The following is a 15,770-nucleotide window of genomic DNA, read 5'->3' on the forward strand; positions in this document are numbered from 1 at the left end:
GACTAAAAAGGCTTCAGGACGGCGAGGTAGATCGCCGCCAGCAACAACAGCACCGGCACTTCGTTGAACCAGCGGAACCAGACATGACTACGCTTGATGCGACCATCCCTGAAACCCTTCAACAGGCGACCACAATACGCGTGATAAAAAATCAGCAAGACGACCAGCGCGGTCTTGGCGTGCAGCCAGCCGCCCGAAAAACCGTAGCCGAACCACAACCAGAGACCAAGAGCGACCGCCAGAAAGCCGATCGGCGTCATGAAGCGATAGAGTTTCTCTGCCATCATCAAAAGACGCTTGCGCTCCTTCTCGCTATCGGGATCGACCATTGCCAGATTGACAAAAATACGCGGCAGGTAGAACAGACCGGCGAACCAGCTGACGACCATCCACAGATGCAGAACCTTGGCTACGAGCACTGACTCTTCCTTTCCCTTGCCGCCGCCGCGACGCCATCCTCGACGCGTGCATAGCGCAGCCTGACACGAAGCTCTTTCTTGAGCCGCTGGTTGAGCAGCCGACGTGATTCACTCATGAACGACAACTGCAGGGCCGACAGCTGTTCCTGCGCCTCGCCGCGCGACAGGCGGGGCACCCGGGGATAACCAAAACGATCGGCAACGAGATCAAAATAGTCGCCCATGGTGATCTCCGAATCATCGCTTGCGTTGTAGCTGCGGTTGCTGCGCCCATGGCGCAGCGCGGCACAGGTGATCATCGCCAGATCGTCGGCATGAACGTGGTTGGTATAGACATCGTCGGCCGTGCGCAGCGCTGGGACGCCGCGCCGCAGGCGTTCGATCGGCAAACGGTCAGCGGCGTAGATCCCGGGCACACGCAGGATGCTGACGACGACACCACGCCGACCGAAAGCTCGTAACTGGCGCTCGGCGTCAACCCGGCGGTGGGCACGGGCAGTGCCTGGGCAGAGCGCTCGCGTCTCGTCCACGCGTTCGCCGGAGCAGTCACCATAGACACCCGAGGTGCTTATATACACGATGCGCTGTGGTAGACTCATCCCGCTGGCAAGTGCGGCAAGCAGCCAGCGGGTCCGTGTATCGCGCCGGTCGCCGGCCCCACCTGTCGGCTTGAGTGTGGCGGGCGGAGCCAGGTGGACGATGATCTCGGCCAGACCGGCAATGCGCTGCAGCGTGGCGCGTCGATCGAGGTCGGCAAGCACCGGTCGGGCACCTTTGTCGCGCCAGAAGGCGGCCTGCTCCGGGTCGCGGACCAGGGCGAAAACGCGGTAGTGGCCAAGCAGCCGGGGCAGAAGACGGCGGGCAATATCTCCACAACCGACGATCAATAGTTTTTGCACCGCGCAATTTTACCGGATTCGTACAGCAGCGGAGACGCAATGGGTTTTCAGGTCAGCGTACAGCCGAGCCAGCACAGTTTTCAGGCACAGCCGGAGGAGACGATTCTCGACGCCGCACTGCGCCAGGGGCTATGCCTTCCCTACGGCTGTCGCGATGGCGTTTGTGGCTCTTGTCGGGGCAAGGTCCTGAGCGGCCAAGTGACGCATGGCAAGGCAGGCCTCGATGTTCTCAGCGAGGCTGACCGCAACTCCGGCTATGCCCTCTTCTGCTGCGCCATGGCACGCAGCGACCTGGACATCGAAAGCCGCGAGGTTCGTTCGCTCGAGGACATTCCGATCAGGACCCTGCCCGCCCGCGTGCACAGCCTCACCCGCGCCGCACCGGATGTAATGATCATCAAACTGAAACTCCCGGCCAGCGATCGCCTGCAGTTTCTCGCCGGGCAATATGTGGACATCCTGCTCCGGGAAGGAAAGCGGCGGGCATTTTCCATTGCCAACGCGCCGCACGAGGACGCTTTCCTGGAATTGCATGTCCGCCACATGCCAGGCGGACAGTTCACCGGGCAGGTGTTCAGCACCATGAAGGAGAAAGATCTTCTCCGCCTGCGTGGACCGCAGGGCAGCTTCTTCCTGCGCTCCGACTCGCCGAAACCCATGCTCCTGGTCGCCGGCGGTACCGGCTTTGCGCCGATCAAGGCCATCGTTCACCAGGCGATTGCGGAGGGCGACGAGCGCCCGATGGCCGTCTATTGGGGTGGACGGCAGCTCGCCGACCTCTACCTCCTGGAACTCGCCCAACAGTGGCCTGCGCAGCATCCGAACCTGCGCTTCGTCCCGGTGCTCTCCGACGCGCCCGCAGACGAACACTGGAATGGCCGCCACGGCCTCGTTCATCAGGCAGCAATGGCGGACCATCCCGACCTTTCCGGCTATCAAGCCTACGTTTGCGGGTCGCCGGCGATGGTCGCTGCCGCCAAAGAGGATTTCCTGACCCGCTGTCACTTGCCAGCCGAAGAGTTCTTTGCCGACTCTTTCGACTTTGCGTCGGACACCCTCGCGGCGATCGACACCCTCCATCCTTCGGACCGAAAGGTCGACCCATATGAATAAGGTCTTCATGTCCCGCCAGCCTCTGCTCAATCGTCAGAGCAGGATCATCGCCAGCCGCTTGACGCTACACCTCGGCGAGGATCAGAGCATGCAGGATGCCGCGAATGCCCTCGGCGCCCTTGACGACATCTGGACGCGGAGCGAAAAATCGGTGTTCATCAGTTGCGGACCGAGAAAAATCGACGCCGGCTTGCTGGACTGGTCAGCACCCGAGAATGCGGCCATTGAAATACCGGCCGCAGCGCTCCTCGACGCCGACGGAGCCGACCTTATTGGTGCCCTGCAAACCTGGCAGCCGACCGCCTGCCTGCTCTTTGACGCGCAGGCAACGAAGGCGCTGGCGGTAGACGTACCGTTTCGCTTCATCGGTTTTGACGCCCAGCAATTCACGCTTGCCCAGCTGAAACTGCTCGCTGCGCGCACCCGCAGCTATGGCATGGGCGTCGCGTTCGATATCAGGACCAGCGAGGACTTCCGGGGATGCATGGATGCCGGCATGACCGCTGCTGCCGGATGGTTCTTCACGGTGCCGACGAGGCAGCCGGCCAAGACGCTCAATCCAGCGCAGACGAACATCGTGCGGGTACTCAATCTGGTGCGCCAGAACGGCGAGATTCGGGACATCGAAGCCGCACTCAAGCACGACGTAGCGATGTCCTACAAGCTGCTGCGTTACATCAACTCCGCGGGCTTTGGCCTGTCCTGCGAGATTCAGTCGTTCCGCCACGCGGTCAACATGCTCGGCTACGACAAGCTCAATCGCTGGTTGTCACTGCTACTGGCGACAGCCAGCAAGGACCCGATGGCGCCGGCACTGATGTACACCGCGGTGCTGCGCGGCCGGCTGATGGAGTTGCTCTCCGCGGGTCTGGTCGACAAGGCTGAGTACGACAACCTGTTCATCACCGGGGCTTTCTCCCTGCTCGACGTACTGCTCGGCGTCAGCATGGAGCAGGCACTCGATGCCATGCGCCTGCCAGACCCGATCTGTGACGCCCTGCTGGGAAATGGTGGTCGCTATCAGCCCTTCCTCGAACTGGCGCTGAGCAGTGAAGGCAATCAGGGCGAGCGCATCGCCGAACAGGCGGCGATGCTCGGACTGACCGCGGACCAGTTCAATCGCGCACAGCTGCAGGCACAGGCATTCGCCGAGGCGATGGAGTTCTAGGCAGAGCAGCAGGGTGGTGGCGCGGGTGGTGGCGCGGGTGGTGGGCAACTGTCGCCACCCGCGTGGCGACGGCACAAGGCCACCCTTACTCGCCGAGGTAGGCGGCGCGTACCTTCGGGTCGGCGAGCAGCTTCTTCGACTCGTCGGTAACCGTGATTTCGCCGCTCTCCATGACGTAACCGCGCTGACTGACTTCGAGTGCCAACTTGGCGTTCTGCTCGACGAGCAGAATGGTCATACCCTCCAGCGACACCGTGCGGATGACCTCGAAGATTTTCTGCACCATGATCGGTGCGAGGCCCATCGAAGGTTCGTCGAGGAGCATCAGCTTGGGTTTGCTCATCAGCGCTCGACCGATGGCCAACATCTGCTGCTCGCCACCGGAAAGCGTCCCGGCGGTTTGCTGGGCGCGCTCCTTGAGGCGCGGGAAGTGCCCTACAACATGCTCGAGATCGCGTTCGATTTCGGCCTTGTCGTTGCGCGCATAGGCACCCATACGCAGGTTTTCCAGGCAGCTCATGCGCGGGAAGACGCCTCTGCCCTCGGGTACCAGCGCGATGCCCTCGCCGACCAGCTGATATGGCGGCAGGGAGACAAGCTCCTTGCCGCGGTAGCGAACACTGCCGCCCGCAGGCTCGAGCAATCTCGCCAACGCGCGCAGGGTACTGCTCTTGCCGGCGCCATTGGCCCCGATCAGAGCGACCATCTCACCCTCGTTGACGTGAAACGTGATGCCGCGAACGGCCTGGATCCCACCGTAGGAAACGCGCAATCCGGTAACTTCAAGCATTGTCTGTCCGTTCGTTCAAGCGACCGATCCGCCGAGGTAGGCCTCGATGACGCGAGGGTCCTTCTGGACCACCGCTGGCACGTCCTCGCAGATCTTCTCGCCGTAGTCGAGTACTGCCACCCGCCCGCACAAGCCCATCACCAGTTTGACGTCGTGCTCGATCAGCAAGACCGTCACGCCATCCTTGCAGATGCCTTCGACAAGGACGCGCAAGGCTTCGGTTTCGGTGCCGTTCATCCCCGCAGCGGGCTCGTCGAGCGCCAGCAACTTCGGTTCCGTGGCCAGAGCACGGGCAATCTCGAGTCGGCGCTGGTCGCCGTATGAGAGATTCTTGGCATGGTCGTGCGCGCGTTCGTGAATACCGACGTAGTGCAAGAGCTCCTCGGCACGACGAGTAATCGCGGCCTCTTCGGCCATCGTCGCCCGGTTGCGAGTGATCGCGCCAAGCACGCCGGCATGGGTACGCAGATGCCGTCCGACCATCACGTTCTCAATCGCCGTCATGTTGCCGAACAGGCGAATGTTCTGAAAGGTCCGCGCAATTCCCACTTCAGCCGCCTTGTGCGGAGCGTCGGCAGTCAGCTTTACGCCGTCAAAGACGAAATGGCCGCTCTCGTTCTTGTAGAGACCGGTCAGGCAATTGAAGAACGTCGTCTTGCCTGCACCGTTGGGGCCGATCAGGCCGTAGATCTCGCCCCGCCGAATCGTCAGCGAGACGTCATGCAAGGCCTTGACGCCGCCAAAATGCTTGGCAACGTCGTGCGCCTGGAGAAGAATCTGGGGTTCGCTCATGGTCAATTCGCGCTCTCGGCAAGCTCGCGACGGCGTTGTGGCGAGGGCCACAGACCTGCCGGCCGGAAGCGCATCACGAGGACCAACGACAGGCCGAAGATAAGCATTCGCAAGCTTTCCGGATCGATAATCATGCGCCCGAAGAGTGCATCCTGCAGCGGCTCGATGCCATAGCGCAGGACCTCGGGAAGCGCGGTCAGCAGGATAGCCCCGAGGATGACGCCGGGGATATGCCCCATGCCGCCGAGAACGACCATGGCCAGGATGGTGATCGACTCCATCAGCGAGAAGCTCTCCGGGCTGACGAAGCCCTGCATCGCCGAGAACACGCCGCCGGCGATGCCACCGAATGACGCCCCCATGGCGAAAGCCAGCAGCTTGATGTTGCGGGTGTTGATCCCGCAAGCCTTGGCGGCAACCTCATCCTCGCGAATGGCTTGCCAGGCGCGACCGACGCGAGAATTCTGCAAGCGAATATTGACGATGATCACCATGATCGCCAGCGCGACGAGCAGAAAGTAGTACTTCTGTGGCCCGGAGATGGCCAGGCCAAAAACGGTGGTCGTGTCGGCAAACGAGAAATCACCGATTCTGATCGGGTCGATCAGGGTAATCCCTTGTGCCCCGTTGGTGACATTGATCGGGGCATTCAGATTGTTCAGGAAAATGCGGATGATCTCGCCAAAGCCGAGCGTAACGATGGCCAGGTAGTCACCCCGCAGCTTCAGCGTCGGCGCACCGAGCAACATCCCGAAGAGACAGGCGATGGCGGCACCGAGCGGCAGAATCACCCAGAAGGGCAGGTGCAAGCCGAAGTGTGGCGATGCCAGCAAGGCATAGACGTAGGCGCCGACCGCGTAGAAGGCAACGTAACCGAGGTCGAGCAAGCCAGCGTAGCCAACGACGATATTCAGCCCCAGCGCCAGGAAGATATAAAGAATCGCGAAGTTTGCGATGCGTACCCACGCCTGGCCGCCGAGGGCAGCAACGAAAGGCACGGCGAGCAGGACGACACCGATGAGCACCACTGCCAGCCAATGCCGCTGCCAGGGAGCGGCCTTCTTGAACTGTTCGTTCATGCGCGGTCTCCCGTACGCTCGCCAAAGAGACCCGAGGGGCGAAACATCAGAACTACGATCAGAACAATGAAGGCGAAGATATCCTGGTAGTGGCTGCCAAGAAAGTCGCCCGTCAGCTGGCCGATGTAGCCCGCACCAAGCGCTTCGATCACGCCGAGCAGGATACCGCCGGCCATCGCTCCGGCGAGGTTGCCGATGCCACCGAGAACGGCTGCCGTAAAGGCCTTCAGACCGAGCATGAAGCCCATCTGGTAGTGGGCAATCTCGTAGTATGAACCGACCATGCAGCCGGCAACGGCACCGAGCGCCGAGCCGATGATGAAGGCCATGGCGATGACGCGATTGATATCGACGCCCATCAGCGAGGCCACTTGTGGGTTCTGCGCCGTTGCGCGCATGGCCATGCCGAGGCGCGTGCGGTGCACCAGATAGATCAATCCGGACATCACCAGCGCCGCGAGCGTGACAATGGCGACCTGCACGTTGGTGAAGGTCGCGCCGCCGAGATGAAAAATGTGCTTTTCGATCATCGGCGGAAAGGTAATGTAGTTTCGGCCCCAGATGATCATCGCCACGTTCTGCAGGACCATTGACATGCCGATGGCAGTGATCAGTGGCGTCAGCCGTGGCGCACCGCGCAGAGGGCGATAGGCGACTCGCTCCAGGAACCAGCCAAGCACCATGCAGACGACCACCGAAATCACCAGACCGACGCCGAGTATGAGCAGCGGCGGCATGCCGGAACCGGCAAGCGAAACAATGACCGTGAAAGCGACCATCGTCCCGATCATCACCACCTCACCGTGAGCGAAGTTGATCAAGCCGATGATGCCGTAGACCATCGTGTAACCGAGAGCGACAAGCGCGTAGACCGCGCCGAGAGTAAGGCCGTTGATCAGTTGCTGGAGGAGAGTGTCCATGGTCGAGCTTTCCGCAACAAGGTGCGTGGGGCGAACCGCAGGGTCCGACTCATGGCGCCAGGAATCGGGCGTGCGGGCGCAGGGCCCGGCTCATGCTGAGCGGATGCAGGTAAGCGCGGGATGGCAGCAAAGCCGCCATCCCCTTGGTGCCGGTTGCCGGTTTACTGCTTGGCTTCCGTGGCTGGAGCAGCTGCAGCTGCAGGCGCAGCGGCAGCCATGGCGCCGCCTTCACTCTTCAGAGTGACCAGCTTGCCATCCTTGATCTCGAAGACGGTAATCGCGCCATTCTTGATGTCGCCCTTTTCATCAAATTCGACCTTGCCGGTCACCCCGTCGTACGAGGTCTTGCCCACTTCCGGCAGATACTTGACGGGATCGACCGAATTGGCGCGCTTCATGGCGTCGATGAGGACCATCACGGCGTCGTAGCTGTACGGCGAGTAGATCTGGATCTGGCCGTACTTGCTGGTGAAGTCGGCGACAAACTTCTGGCCGTTCGGCAGCTTGTCGACCGGCAAGCCGGCCTGCGTACAGATCACGCCTTCCGACGCCTCACCGGCAAGCTTGATCAACTCGGGTGAGCAACCGCCGTCACCGGTGGTGAACTGCGCCTTGATGCCGAGTTCCTTCATCTGCTTGAGCATCGGACCACCGACCGCGTCCATGCCGCCGAGGAAGATCACGTCGGGCTTGGTGGCCTTGATCTTGGTGAGAATGGCCTTGAAGTCGATGGCTTTGTCGTTCGTGAACTCGCGGGCGACCACTTTCGCACCGTTGGCCTTGGCCGCTTTCTCGACCTCGTCCGCCAAGCCCTGCCCGTACGCGGTACGGTCGTCAATAATGGCGATTGTCTTGGCGCCGAGGTCCTTCGCCGCGTAAGTACCGACCACCGACCCCTGCTGGACGTCGTTGGCCATCACGCGAAACGCGGTGTTGAAGCCCTGTTGGGTGTACTTGGGATTGGTGGCCGACGGCGAAATCTGCGGCAAGCCGGCCTGGTTGTAGATCGCGGAAGCGGGGATGGTGGTCCCCGAGTTCAAGTGACCGACAACGCCGACGACCTTGGCGTCCACCAGTTTCTGGGCGACGACAGTACCGGTTTTCGGGTCGGCCTGATCGTCCTCCCCGAGGAGCTCGAACTTGACCAGCTTGCCGTCGATGGTGATCTTCTGCGCGTTGGCGTCATCAACCGCCAGGCGGGCGCCGTTCTCGTTGTCCTTGCCGAGGTGGGCGATCGGGCCGGTCAGCGGCGCAACGTGACCAATTTTGACAATCACTTCCGCCGGCGCCGGCGCGGCGGCTGCCGCCGGCGCAGCGGCCTTGGGTTCTTCTTTCTTGCCGCAACCAATCAGCGCCACAGACGCGGCCAGAGCAATCAATACACCGGGCATACGCATTTGGTTCATAGGTTTCATCTCCGATATTGTGTTTTTAATGGGGTAGCGAACGGGCGATTGTCCAAGCACATCAGACGCTTGTCAACATGCATATTCTCTTTCAAGATGCCTATCGGTTGCCTGGCGGCGGCCAAAAAAAAGAAAACCGGCGCTTGGCCGGTTGTTCTTCATGCGACGATCACTTCAGGCTCAAAATCCACTTGGCCAGCTTGTTGGCCTCGTCGGGCGTCACCTTGTTCGGTGGCATAGGCACCGGGCCCCAATTGCCCTTGCCACCCTTGATGATCTTCTCGGCGAGCATCGGCTCGTCCTTGGCGGTGTACTTGTTGGCGACGTCCTTGTATGACGGACCGACGACCTTCTTGTCGACCTGGTGACAGGTCAGGCAGTTCTTGGACTTGGCCAGTGCCTCATCGGCCTGTACCACACCAGCAGACATCACGCCGGCAGCAGCCAGCAGGCTCACGTAGATCGCTTTCATACACTTACTCCGTTCAGAAAGATGGTTTGGAACGTACCGATATTATTTCAGTTTGGCCCACTTGCAAAGCCTCTTGAGCCAGTCGCTCAAGGCAATTGCCGCAGGACGACGGCGCTACAAAGCATTCAACGCACGGGCCGCGCGAAGCGTTGACCGCAGCACCCGCCACGCCACCTCCATGACGGCGGGCAGCACAGGGCTCACCGTTTTTTCAGCCGTTCCAGGTCACGCACTGCGCCGGTGGCCGCCGACGTAGCCATCAGCGCATACGCCTGCAAGGCCTTGGAAACGACCCGCTGGCGCGCGCTTGCCGGTTGCCAGGAAGCCTCCCCGCGGGCTCCCATTTCGGCACGACGCCTGGCCATTTCGCTCTCTGTTATGGCCAGATGAACGCGGCGGCCCGGAATGTCGATCTCGATCACATCACCCTCTTCGACCAGGGCTATCGCGCCGCCTTCAGCAGCCTCCGGCGAAGCGTGCCCGATCGACAGCCCGGAAGTCCCGCCCGAAAAACGGCCATCGGTGAGCAGTGCGCAGGCCTTTCCGAGTCCCTTCGATTTCAGGTAGGAAGTCGGATAGAGCATTTCCTGCATGCCCGGGCCGCCTCTTGGCCCTTCGTAACGAATGACCACCACCTCGCCCGCAATGACCTGGTCGCCAAGAATCGCCTGCACGGCATCGTCCTGACTTTCGAAAACCCTCGCCTTGCCGGTAAACACCCAGATGCTCTCGTCAACGCCGGCTGTTTTCACGATACATCCGTCCATCGCCAGATTGCCATACAGTACGGCCAGGCCACCATCCTGCGAGTACGCGTTCTCCCGGTTGCGAATGCAACCCTGTGCGCGATCCAGGTCGAGATCCGGATAACGCCTGTTCTGCGAGAAAGCAGTCTGCGTCGGGATGCCGCCGGGCGCAGCCCGGAAAAATTCGCTCAGCGCCGGGTCCTGGTTGCGAATCACGTCCCAGCGGTCGATCGCCTCGCCGAGCGTGCTGGCATGCACCGTCGGCTGCTGGCGATGGATCAATCCGGCGCGATCGAGTTCGCCGAGAATGGCGAAAATTCCGCCGGCACGGTGAACGTCCTCGATATGGTAGTCAGGGGTCGCCGGCGCCACCTTGGCGAGACACGGCACCTTGCGCGAAATACGGTCGATGTCGTCCATGGTGAAGTTCACCCCGCCCTCCTGCGCCGCCGCCAGAATATGCAGCACGGTATTGGTCGACCCGCCCATCGATACGTCGAGCGTCATCGCGTTCTCAAAAGCCTCGAAACTGCCTATCGAACGCGGCAGCACCGTGCCATCGTCGTTCTCGTAGTAGCGGCGACACAGCTCGACGATCTGCCGGCCCGCCTCGAGAAAAAGCCCCTTGCGATCGGCGTGGGTGGCAAGAACGGTCCCATTCCCGGGCAGTGAAAAGCCGAGCGCCTCGGTCAGACAGTTCATCGAGTTGGCGGTGAACATGCCGGAACACGAGCCGCAGGTCGGACAGGCCGAACGCTCGAAGGAGTCAACCTCCTCGTCGGAGCAATTGCTGTCGCCGCCCTTGACCATCGCGTCAACCAGGTCGATGGCAATCACCTTGCCACCCCAATCTATCTTGCCGGCTTCCATCGGGCCGCCGGAGACGAAGATCGTCGGGATGTTCACCCGCATCGCCGCCATAAGCATCCCCGGGGTTATCTTGTCGCAGTTCGAGATGCACACCATGGCATCGGCGCAGTGGGCATTGACCATGTATTCGACGGAGTCGGCGATCAGGTCGCGCGAGGGCAGCGAATAGAGCATTCCGTCGTGGCCCATGGCGATGCCATCGTCGATGGCAATGGTGTTGAATTCCTTGGCGATGCCGCCAGCAGCCTCGATCTCGCGCGCCACCAGCTGGCCCATGTCCTTGAGGTGCACGTGACCCGGGACGAACTGGGTAAACGAATTGACGACGGCGATGATCGGCTTGCCGAAGTCGCCATCCTTCATGCCCGTTGCGCGCCACAGGGCGCGTGCGCCAGCCATGTTGCGACCGTGGGTCGAGGTGCGGGAACGATAGTCGGGCATTGCCAATCTCCAATCCGGAACGCGCCCGGGGGTGGCGCGATATAATGCGGATTCTATCCGAAAGCCTCGGAGTTCTCGTACCGTGTTGACCCATCCCCAGTTCGACCCCGTCGCGCTTTCGCTCGGCCCGCTGAAAGTGCACTGGTACGGACTGATGTACCTGGCAGCCTTCCTGCAGTTCTGGTGGCTGGGTCGCTACCGCATTCTGAATCATGCGCAGCTTTCGGCCAGCGGCTGGACGGTGCGCCAGCTTGATGATCTGCTCTTCTATGGCGTTCTCGGCGTGATCGTCGGCGGTCGTCTGGGTGAGGTTCTCTTCTATCAGCCGGGCTACTACCTCGAACATCCGCTGGAGGTTTTCGCCGTCTGGCGGGGTGGCATGTCCTTTCATGGCGGCTTCCTCGGTGTCCTCGTCGCGATGGGCCTGTACGCACGCAAGATCGGCAGGACCTGGTTCGACATTACGGATTTCATTGCCCCGCTGGTACCGCTCGGTCTGGCCACCGGACGCATCGGCAACTTCATCAACGGCGAGCTGTGGGGCCGTGTGGCGGACCCATCGCTGCCCTGGGCGATGGTCTTTCCCTGGGTAGACAACTTGCCACGCCACCCCTCGCAGCTCTATCAGGCGAGCCTCGAAGGCGTGGCGCTGTTCGTGGTGCTTTGGCTGTACTCGACGCGAGCGCGACCACGCGGCGCCGTTTCGGGGGTCTTTCTCATCGGCTACGGCAGCCTGCGCTGGCTTGCCGAGTATTTCCGGTCCCCCGATGATGGTATCCTTGGCTTGTCATTCACGGTCAGCATGGGACAGTGGCTGTCGCTGCCGATGATTCTGTGTGGTCTGCTTTTAGTCGTTCTCGCCCATCGCCAACGCATCTGAACTGGATGCGCCGCTTGCCGCGGGACGGAGGAGAAAAGAATGTCAGAGGGCTTTGTTGTCCGCGGCCTGCGCCGGGTGCGCAAGCTGCTCGAGAGTCCCGGCCCACTCGAACTTGAAGGCAAACACCTCGGACGTGTTCGCGATCTGCTACGCGAGTGCGCCGGCGGTGTTGGCGGCGAAGTCTCGGTCCGCCAGCGAGCCGCCCTGCTCGCTGAAACCTACCAGCACCTCAATGACGACGGCCGTACCACCTTCCTGAGCACCATTGCCAACGACTTCGGCCCCGACCCGCAAGCGGTTGCCAAGGCGCACGCCGACTATCAGGCGGCGGTCGGTACCGACCAGCAGTGGACTGCCGAATCGGCTTTGCGCAAGGCCATGCGCTCGTCGCGACTACGCATCCTCACGCAATTCAACGCCCTGCCGCAGGGCGTCAAGTTCCTCGTTGATCTGCGCGCCGACCTGCTGCGCTTGCTGGACAAGGATCCCGCCCTGCGCTCACTGGACCGAGAGCTTGAGTCCCGCCTGAGCGCCTGGTTCGACGTCGGCTTTCTCGAACTGCAGCGCATCACCTGGAACTCGCCGGCCGCGCTGCTGGAAAAGCTGATCCAGTACGAGGCCGTGCATGAAATCCGCTCGTGGAGCGACCTCAAAAATCGACTCGATTCCGATCGCCGCTGCTACGCGTTCTTTCACCCGCGCATGCCGATGGAACCGCTGATCTTTGTCGAGGTCGCGCTGACCGAACACCTCGCTGACAACGTCCAGGCACTCCTCGACGAACATGCGCCGGTATTTGACGCGCAGCGTGCCAGTACAGCGATCTTCTATTCGATCTCCAACACCCAGCCTGGACTGCGTGGCGTGTCGTTCGGCAATTTCCTGCTCAAGCGCGTGGTCGACGATCTGAAGCGCGATTACCCGCGCCTGACCAGCTTTGCGACGCTTTCGCCTCTGCCCACCTTCAGACGCTGGGCCGAGAGCAACCCGGAGGCCTGGCCAAAAGCCTTCACCGATTCGGACCTGGCGAAGATCAAACGGCGGCTGCCACCAGAGATGGCCCCCGTTGCCAGCCCTGGCGATCTTGCGTCGCTGCTTTCCGCGCAGAACTGGGCGGCGGACGAGCAGTTGTCCAGCACCCTGCGGAGCGGCCTGACACGCCTCGCCGCGCGCTACCTCCTGGCGGCCCGCAAAGGCGACCAGCCCTATGACCCGGTCGCCCGCTTTCACCTCGGCAACGGTGCACACATCGAACGCCTCAACTATCTGGCCGATACCTCGTCACGCGGCAGCCATCAGTCCTACGGGATGATGGTGAATTATGTGTACGACCCTGATACCATCGAAGAGAATGTCGAAGCGTTTTCCCGCAGTGGCGAGATTGCAGCAGCCACCGCCATACGTCGCTCTGCTCGCGACTGAAGTCGCGTAGCGAGCGCTTTTTCCCTTCCGCTACAGAGAAAGAAGCCCCTATGAGCCAACGTCCCTTCAAAGTCCTCGGTATCCAGCAAATCGCCATCGGCGCCCCTGACAAGATGAAGCTGCGCAAGTTGTGGATCGACATGCTTGGCCTGGAAATCACCGGCAACTTCGTCAGCGAACGCGAGAACGTCGACGAAGACATCGCCGCGATCGGCTCCGGCCCGTTCAAGGTCGAAGTCGACCTGATGCAACCGGTCGACCCGGAAAAGAAACCCGCGGTACATGTGACGCCACTCAACCACATCGGTCTGTGGATCGACGACCTGCCGAAGGCGGTCGAATGGCTTTCGGCCAACGGCGTGCGCTTCGCACCGGGCGGAATCCGCAAGGGAGCCGCCGGCTTCGACATCACCTTCATGCATCCGAAAGCCAATGACGAGTTCCCGATCGGTGGCGAAGGCGTACTGATTGAAATGGTCCAGGCCCCCCCTGCGGTCATCGAAGCCTTCGCCAAACTGGCCTCCTGAGAGCCGGGCATCATCTAGAGCACCTTTTCAAGCAGCTTGTTCGCCGACGCGGGCAACGCATTCGGGCCGCCGACTCAGAGAAAGCAGGCCTGAGCATAGCGCCGACCGAGTCCCCGGAGGTCGCGAAAACATTGACGAGCGCCAGCCCAGCTGGCGCTCGTTTTTCTTTGCCGAACTGTCGAACGCAGCGCCACGACACGCAGCGCACGGCTTCGGCCCTCGGGTGAAGGCCTGCCATTGCCCACCGGAGCGGCCGGCAAAGCCGCCCGGGTCGCAAGCGTTCTCGCCGCCGAGGCGGCCATGGGGCAGCAGGGAATCCCGGCTATTTGTAGTTCTCGAATCAAATTGCACGTTTCGTGCACCACAATGTTCATCTCTGCAGAAAAATGCATGATAATTGCCGGCCGCGGCCATTCAGGCGCAACGAGGAAATGAAACATGCCAGCAATTCAAGATCGCGTTGAATTGTCCGATCTTCAGGGCAACGAGAACCTGGTCGCCGCTTGCTCCTGCCGTGCCCCGGCATCGGCATCGGCACTCGGCGCGGTCTCCCGGCGTCGCGTTCGTACCCGGAGCCTTGATCCGCTCACCCACACCATGCGGCACGCAGTGGAAGCAGCCATTGCCGCCGCCCGACATTGTCCGGTTACAGCGTCACCAGCAAGGGAATACAACATTTCCATAAACTGCCGCGACCTTGCCAGGAAACGCTTTCAACCCCTATCCGCTTTTTAGCCACACCAAGGAGGCATCAATGAGTGAAGTCAATACCGAGCAAGCAGAGGTCGTACCCGCGAGCGATCCAGCCGACACCGAAGGCGTGACCGTGGAACAGGCCGCGCCTCCGGCAAGCCCCCCGGCCAAGGCCGCAGCAAAGCCAGCGGCGAAAGTGCCCGTCAAAAAAGAAGAAGCCAAGAAGGCGCCGGCAAGGGTTAAGGAGGAGAAAGCAGTGAAGACGGCCAAAGCAAAACCCGCCGCGCAGAAGCCAGAGCCAGCCACTGCGGCGACCAAGGAAGTGGAAAGTGTCAAGAGCGCGCGCAAGACGCCGCTGAAGACGAAGCACTACGAGAAAGCCCTGGCGAAACTGCAGGTCGAACTCGTCAAGCTGCAGGAATGGATCAAGTTCAAGAAGCTGAAAGTCGTCGTCCTGTTCGAAGGACGCGACGCCGCCGGCAAGGGCGGTACGATCAAGCGCATCACCGAAAGCCTCAGCCCACGGGTCACCCGCGTCGCCGCTCTGCCGGCGCCCACCGACCGGGAAACCGGCCAGTGGTATTTCCAGCGCTACGTGCAGCACCTTCCCGCCGGCGGCGAAATGGTGCTCTTCGACCGCAGCTGGTACAACCGGGCCGGCGTCGAACGGGTGATGGGTTTCTGCACCGACGAGGAATACCGCGAGTTTCTGCGCAGCTGCCCGGAGTTCGAACGTATGCTCGTGCGCAGCGGCATCATCCTCATCAAGTACTGGTTCTCGGTCAGCAACGAAGAGCAGGAGCGCCGTTTCCAGAAACGCATTTTCCATCCGGAAAAGCACTGGAAGCTCAGCCCGATGGACCTGCAATCGCGCGCGCGCTGGGTCGAGTACTCGCGCGCCAAGGACAATATGTTCGCGCACACCGACATCAAGCAGGCGCCCTGGTACGTCGTCGATGGCGACGACAAGAAGCGCGCCCGCCTGAACGTGATCACGCACCTTCTGAACATGATCGACTACGAGGATCTCACCCCCGAGCCAATCGTCCTGCCGCCCCGACAGGAAGAAATTGGCTACGTACGGCCGCCGATGTCGGATCAGACCTTCATTCCCGAAGTGTATTGACGTCCTC

The 15,770-nt window shown here is 61.6% G+C and carries 15 protein-coding genes; 6 read left to right on the forward strand and 9 right to left on the reverse strand.

Going from position 1 to position 15,770, the window contains the following annotated elements:
* Nucleotides 1-2 precede the first annotated feature (2 nt).
* Nucleotides 3-419 carry a CopD family protein gene (locus tag QZ634_RS20555; RefSeq protein ID WP_291991350.1) on the reverse strand — a complete coding sequence of 139 codons (417 nt, stop codon included), beginning with the start codon at nt 417-419 and terminating at the stop codon, nt 3-5.
* A complete protein-coding gene (locus QZ634_RS20560) occupies nt 410-1,318 on the reverse strand; it encodes an SDR family oxidoreductase (RefSeq protein WP_291991351.1) in 909 nt (302 codons plus the stop codon). The genes QZ634_RS20555 and QZ634_RS20560 overlap by 10 nt, the downstream gene beginning before the upstream one ends.
* A gap of 39 nt (nt 1,319-1,357) precedes the next feature.
* Between QZ634_RS20560 and QZ634_RS20565 the strand changes: the two genes are divergently transcribed.
* Together QZ634_RS20565 and QZ634_RS20570 are read left to right on the forward strand one after the other, a co-directional pair.
* The gene (locus tag QZ634_RS20565) at nt 1,358-2,431 is read left to right on the forward strand and encodes a CDP-6-deoxy-delta-3,4-glucoseen reductase (protein ID WP_291991352.1); all 1,074 of its coding nucleotides are present in this window, start codon (nt 1,358-1,360) and stop codon (nt 2,429-2,431) included.
* Between the two features lie 7 nt (nt 2,432-2,438).
* The gene (locus tag QZ634_RS20570) at nt 2,439-3,599 is read left to right on the forward strand and encodes an HDOD domain-containing protein (RefSeq protein WP_291991353.1); all 1,161 of its coding nucleotides are present in this window, start codon (nt 2,439-2,441) and stop codon (nt 3,597-3,599) included.
* An 85-nt stretch (nt 3,600-3,684) separates the two neighbouring features.
* On the opposite strand, the gene QZ634_RS20575 is transcribed toward QZ634_RS20570, so the two are convergent.
* From QZ634_RS20575 to ilvD, 7 genes are all read right to left on the reverse strand, one after another.
* The gene (locus QZ634_RS20575; protein WP_291991354.1) at nt 3,685-4,389 is read right to left on the reverse strand and encodes an ABC transporter ATP-binding protein; all 705 of its coding nucleotides are present in this window, start codon (nt 4,387-4,389) and stop codon (nt 3,685-3,687) included.
* A 15-nt stretch (nt 4,390-4,404) separates the two neighbouring features.
* Nucleotides 4,405-5,181, reverse strand: a complete 777-nt coding sequence (locus QZ634_RS20580; RefSeq protein ID WP_043563224.1) for an ABC transporter ATP-binding protein — start codon at nt 5,179-5,181, stop codon at nt 4,405-4,407.
* 2 nt (nt 5,182-5,183) lie between these two features.
* Nucleotides 5,184-6,260 carry an ABC transporter ATP-binding protein gene (locus tag QZ634_RS20585; protein WP_291991355.1) on the reverse strand — a complete coding sequence of 359 codons (1,077 nt, stop codon included), beginning with the start codon at nt 6,258-6,260 and terminating at the stop codon, nt 5,184-5,186.
* Entirely contained in the window at nt 6,257-7,180 is a 924-nt protein-coding gene (locus QZ634_RS20590) for a branched-chain amino acid ABC transporter permease (RefSeq protein ID WP_291991356.1), read from the reverse strand. Before QZ634_RS20590 ends, QZ634_RS20585 begins: the two co-directional genes overlap by 4 nt.
* Nucleotides 7,181-7,341: 161 nt before the next feature.
* The gene (locus QZ634_RS20595; protein ID WP_291991357.1) at nt 7,342-8,586 is read right to left on the reverse strand and encodes a branched-chain amino acid ABC transporter substrate-binding protein; all 1,245 of its coding nucleotides are present in this window, start codon (nt 8,584-8,586) and stop codon (nt 7,342-7,344) included.
* Nucleotides 8,587-8,755: 169 nt separating this feature from the next.
* Nucleotides 8,756-9,058, reverse strand: a complete 303-nt coding sequence (locus QZ634_RS20600; protein WP_043563218.1) for a c-type cytochrome — start codon at nt 9,056-9,058, stop codon at nt 8,756-8,758.
* A gap of 200 nt (nt 9,059-9,258) precedes the next feature.
* The gene (gene ilvD, locus QZ634_RS20605; RefSeq protein WP_291991358.1) at nt 9,259-11,115 is read right to left on the reverse strand and encodes a dihydroxy-acid dehydratase; all 1,857 of its coding nucleotides are present in this window, start codon (nt 11,113-11,115) and stop codon (nt 9,259-9,261) included.
* 82 nt (nt 11,116-11,197) lie between these two features.
* Between ilvD and lgt the strand changes: the two genes are divergently transcribed.
* The 4 genes from lgt to ppk2 all read left to right on the forward strand — a co-directional run bounded on the left by lgt (nt 11,198) and on the right by ppk2 (nt 15,763).
* Nucleotides 11,198-11,995 (forward strand): prolipoprotein diacylglyceryl transferase, encoded by a 798-nt coding sequence (lgt, locus tag QZ634_RS20610; RefSeq protein WP_291991359.1) that lies wholly within the window; start codon nt 11,198-11,200, stop codon nt 11,993-11,995.
* 39 nt (nt 11,996-12,034) lie between these two features.
* On the forward strand, nt 12,035-13,417 hold the full coding sequence (locus tag QZ634_RS20615) for a malonyl-CoA decarboxylase (RefSeq protein WP_291991360.1): 1,383 nt from the start codon (nt 12,035-12,037) through the stop codon (nt 13,415-13,417).
* A 50-nt stretch (nt 13,418-13,467) separates the two neighbouring features.
* Complete coding sequence (locus QZ634_RS20620; RefSeq protein WP_042330078.1) at nt 13,468-13,944, forward strand: VOC family protein; 477 nt, start codon at nt 13,468-13,470, stop codon at nt 13,942-13,944.
* Between the two features lie 1,015 nt (nt 13,945-14,959).
* Nucleotides 14,960-15,763 carry a polyphosphate kinase 2 gene (ppk2, locus tag QZ634_RS20625; RefSeq protein ID WP_043563348.1) on the forward strand — a complete coding sequence of 268 codons (804 nt, stop codon included), beginning with the start codon at nt 14,960-14,962 and terminating at the stop codon, nt 15,761-15,763.
* The last annotated feature ends 7 nt before the right edge of the window (nt 15,764-15,770 follow it).

Origin of the sequence: Candidatus Accumulibacter sp. ACC007 (genome assembly GCF_907163205.1) — a bacterium.
GTDB classification, from domain to species: domain Bacteria; phylum Pseudomonadota; class Gammaproteobacteria; order Burkholderiales; family Rhodocyclaceae; genus Accumulibacter; species Accumulibacter regalis.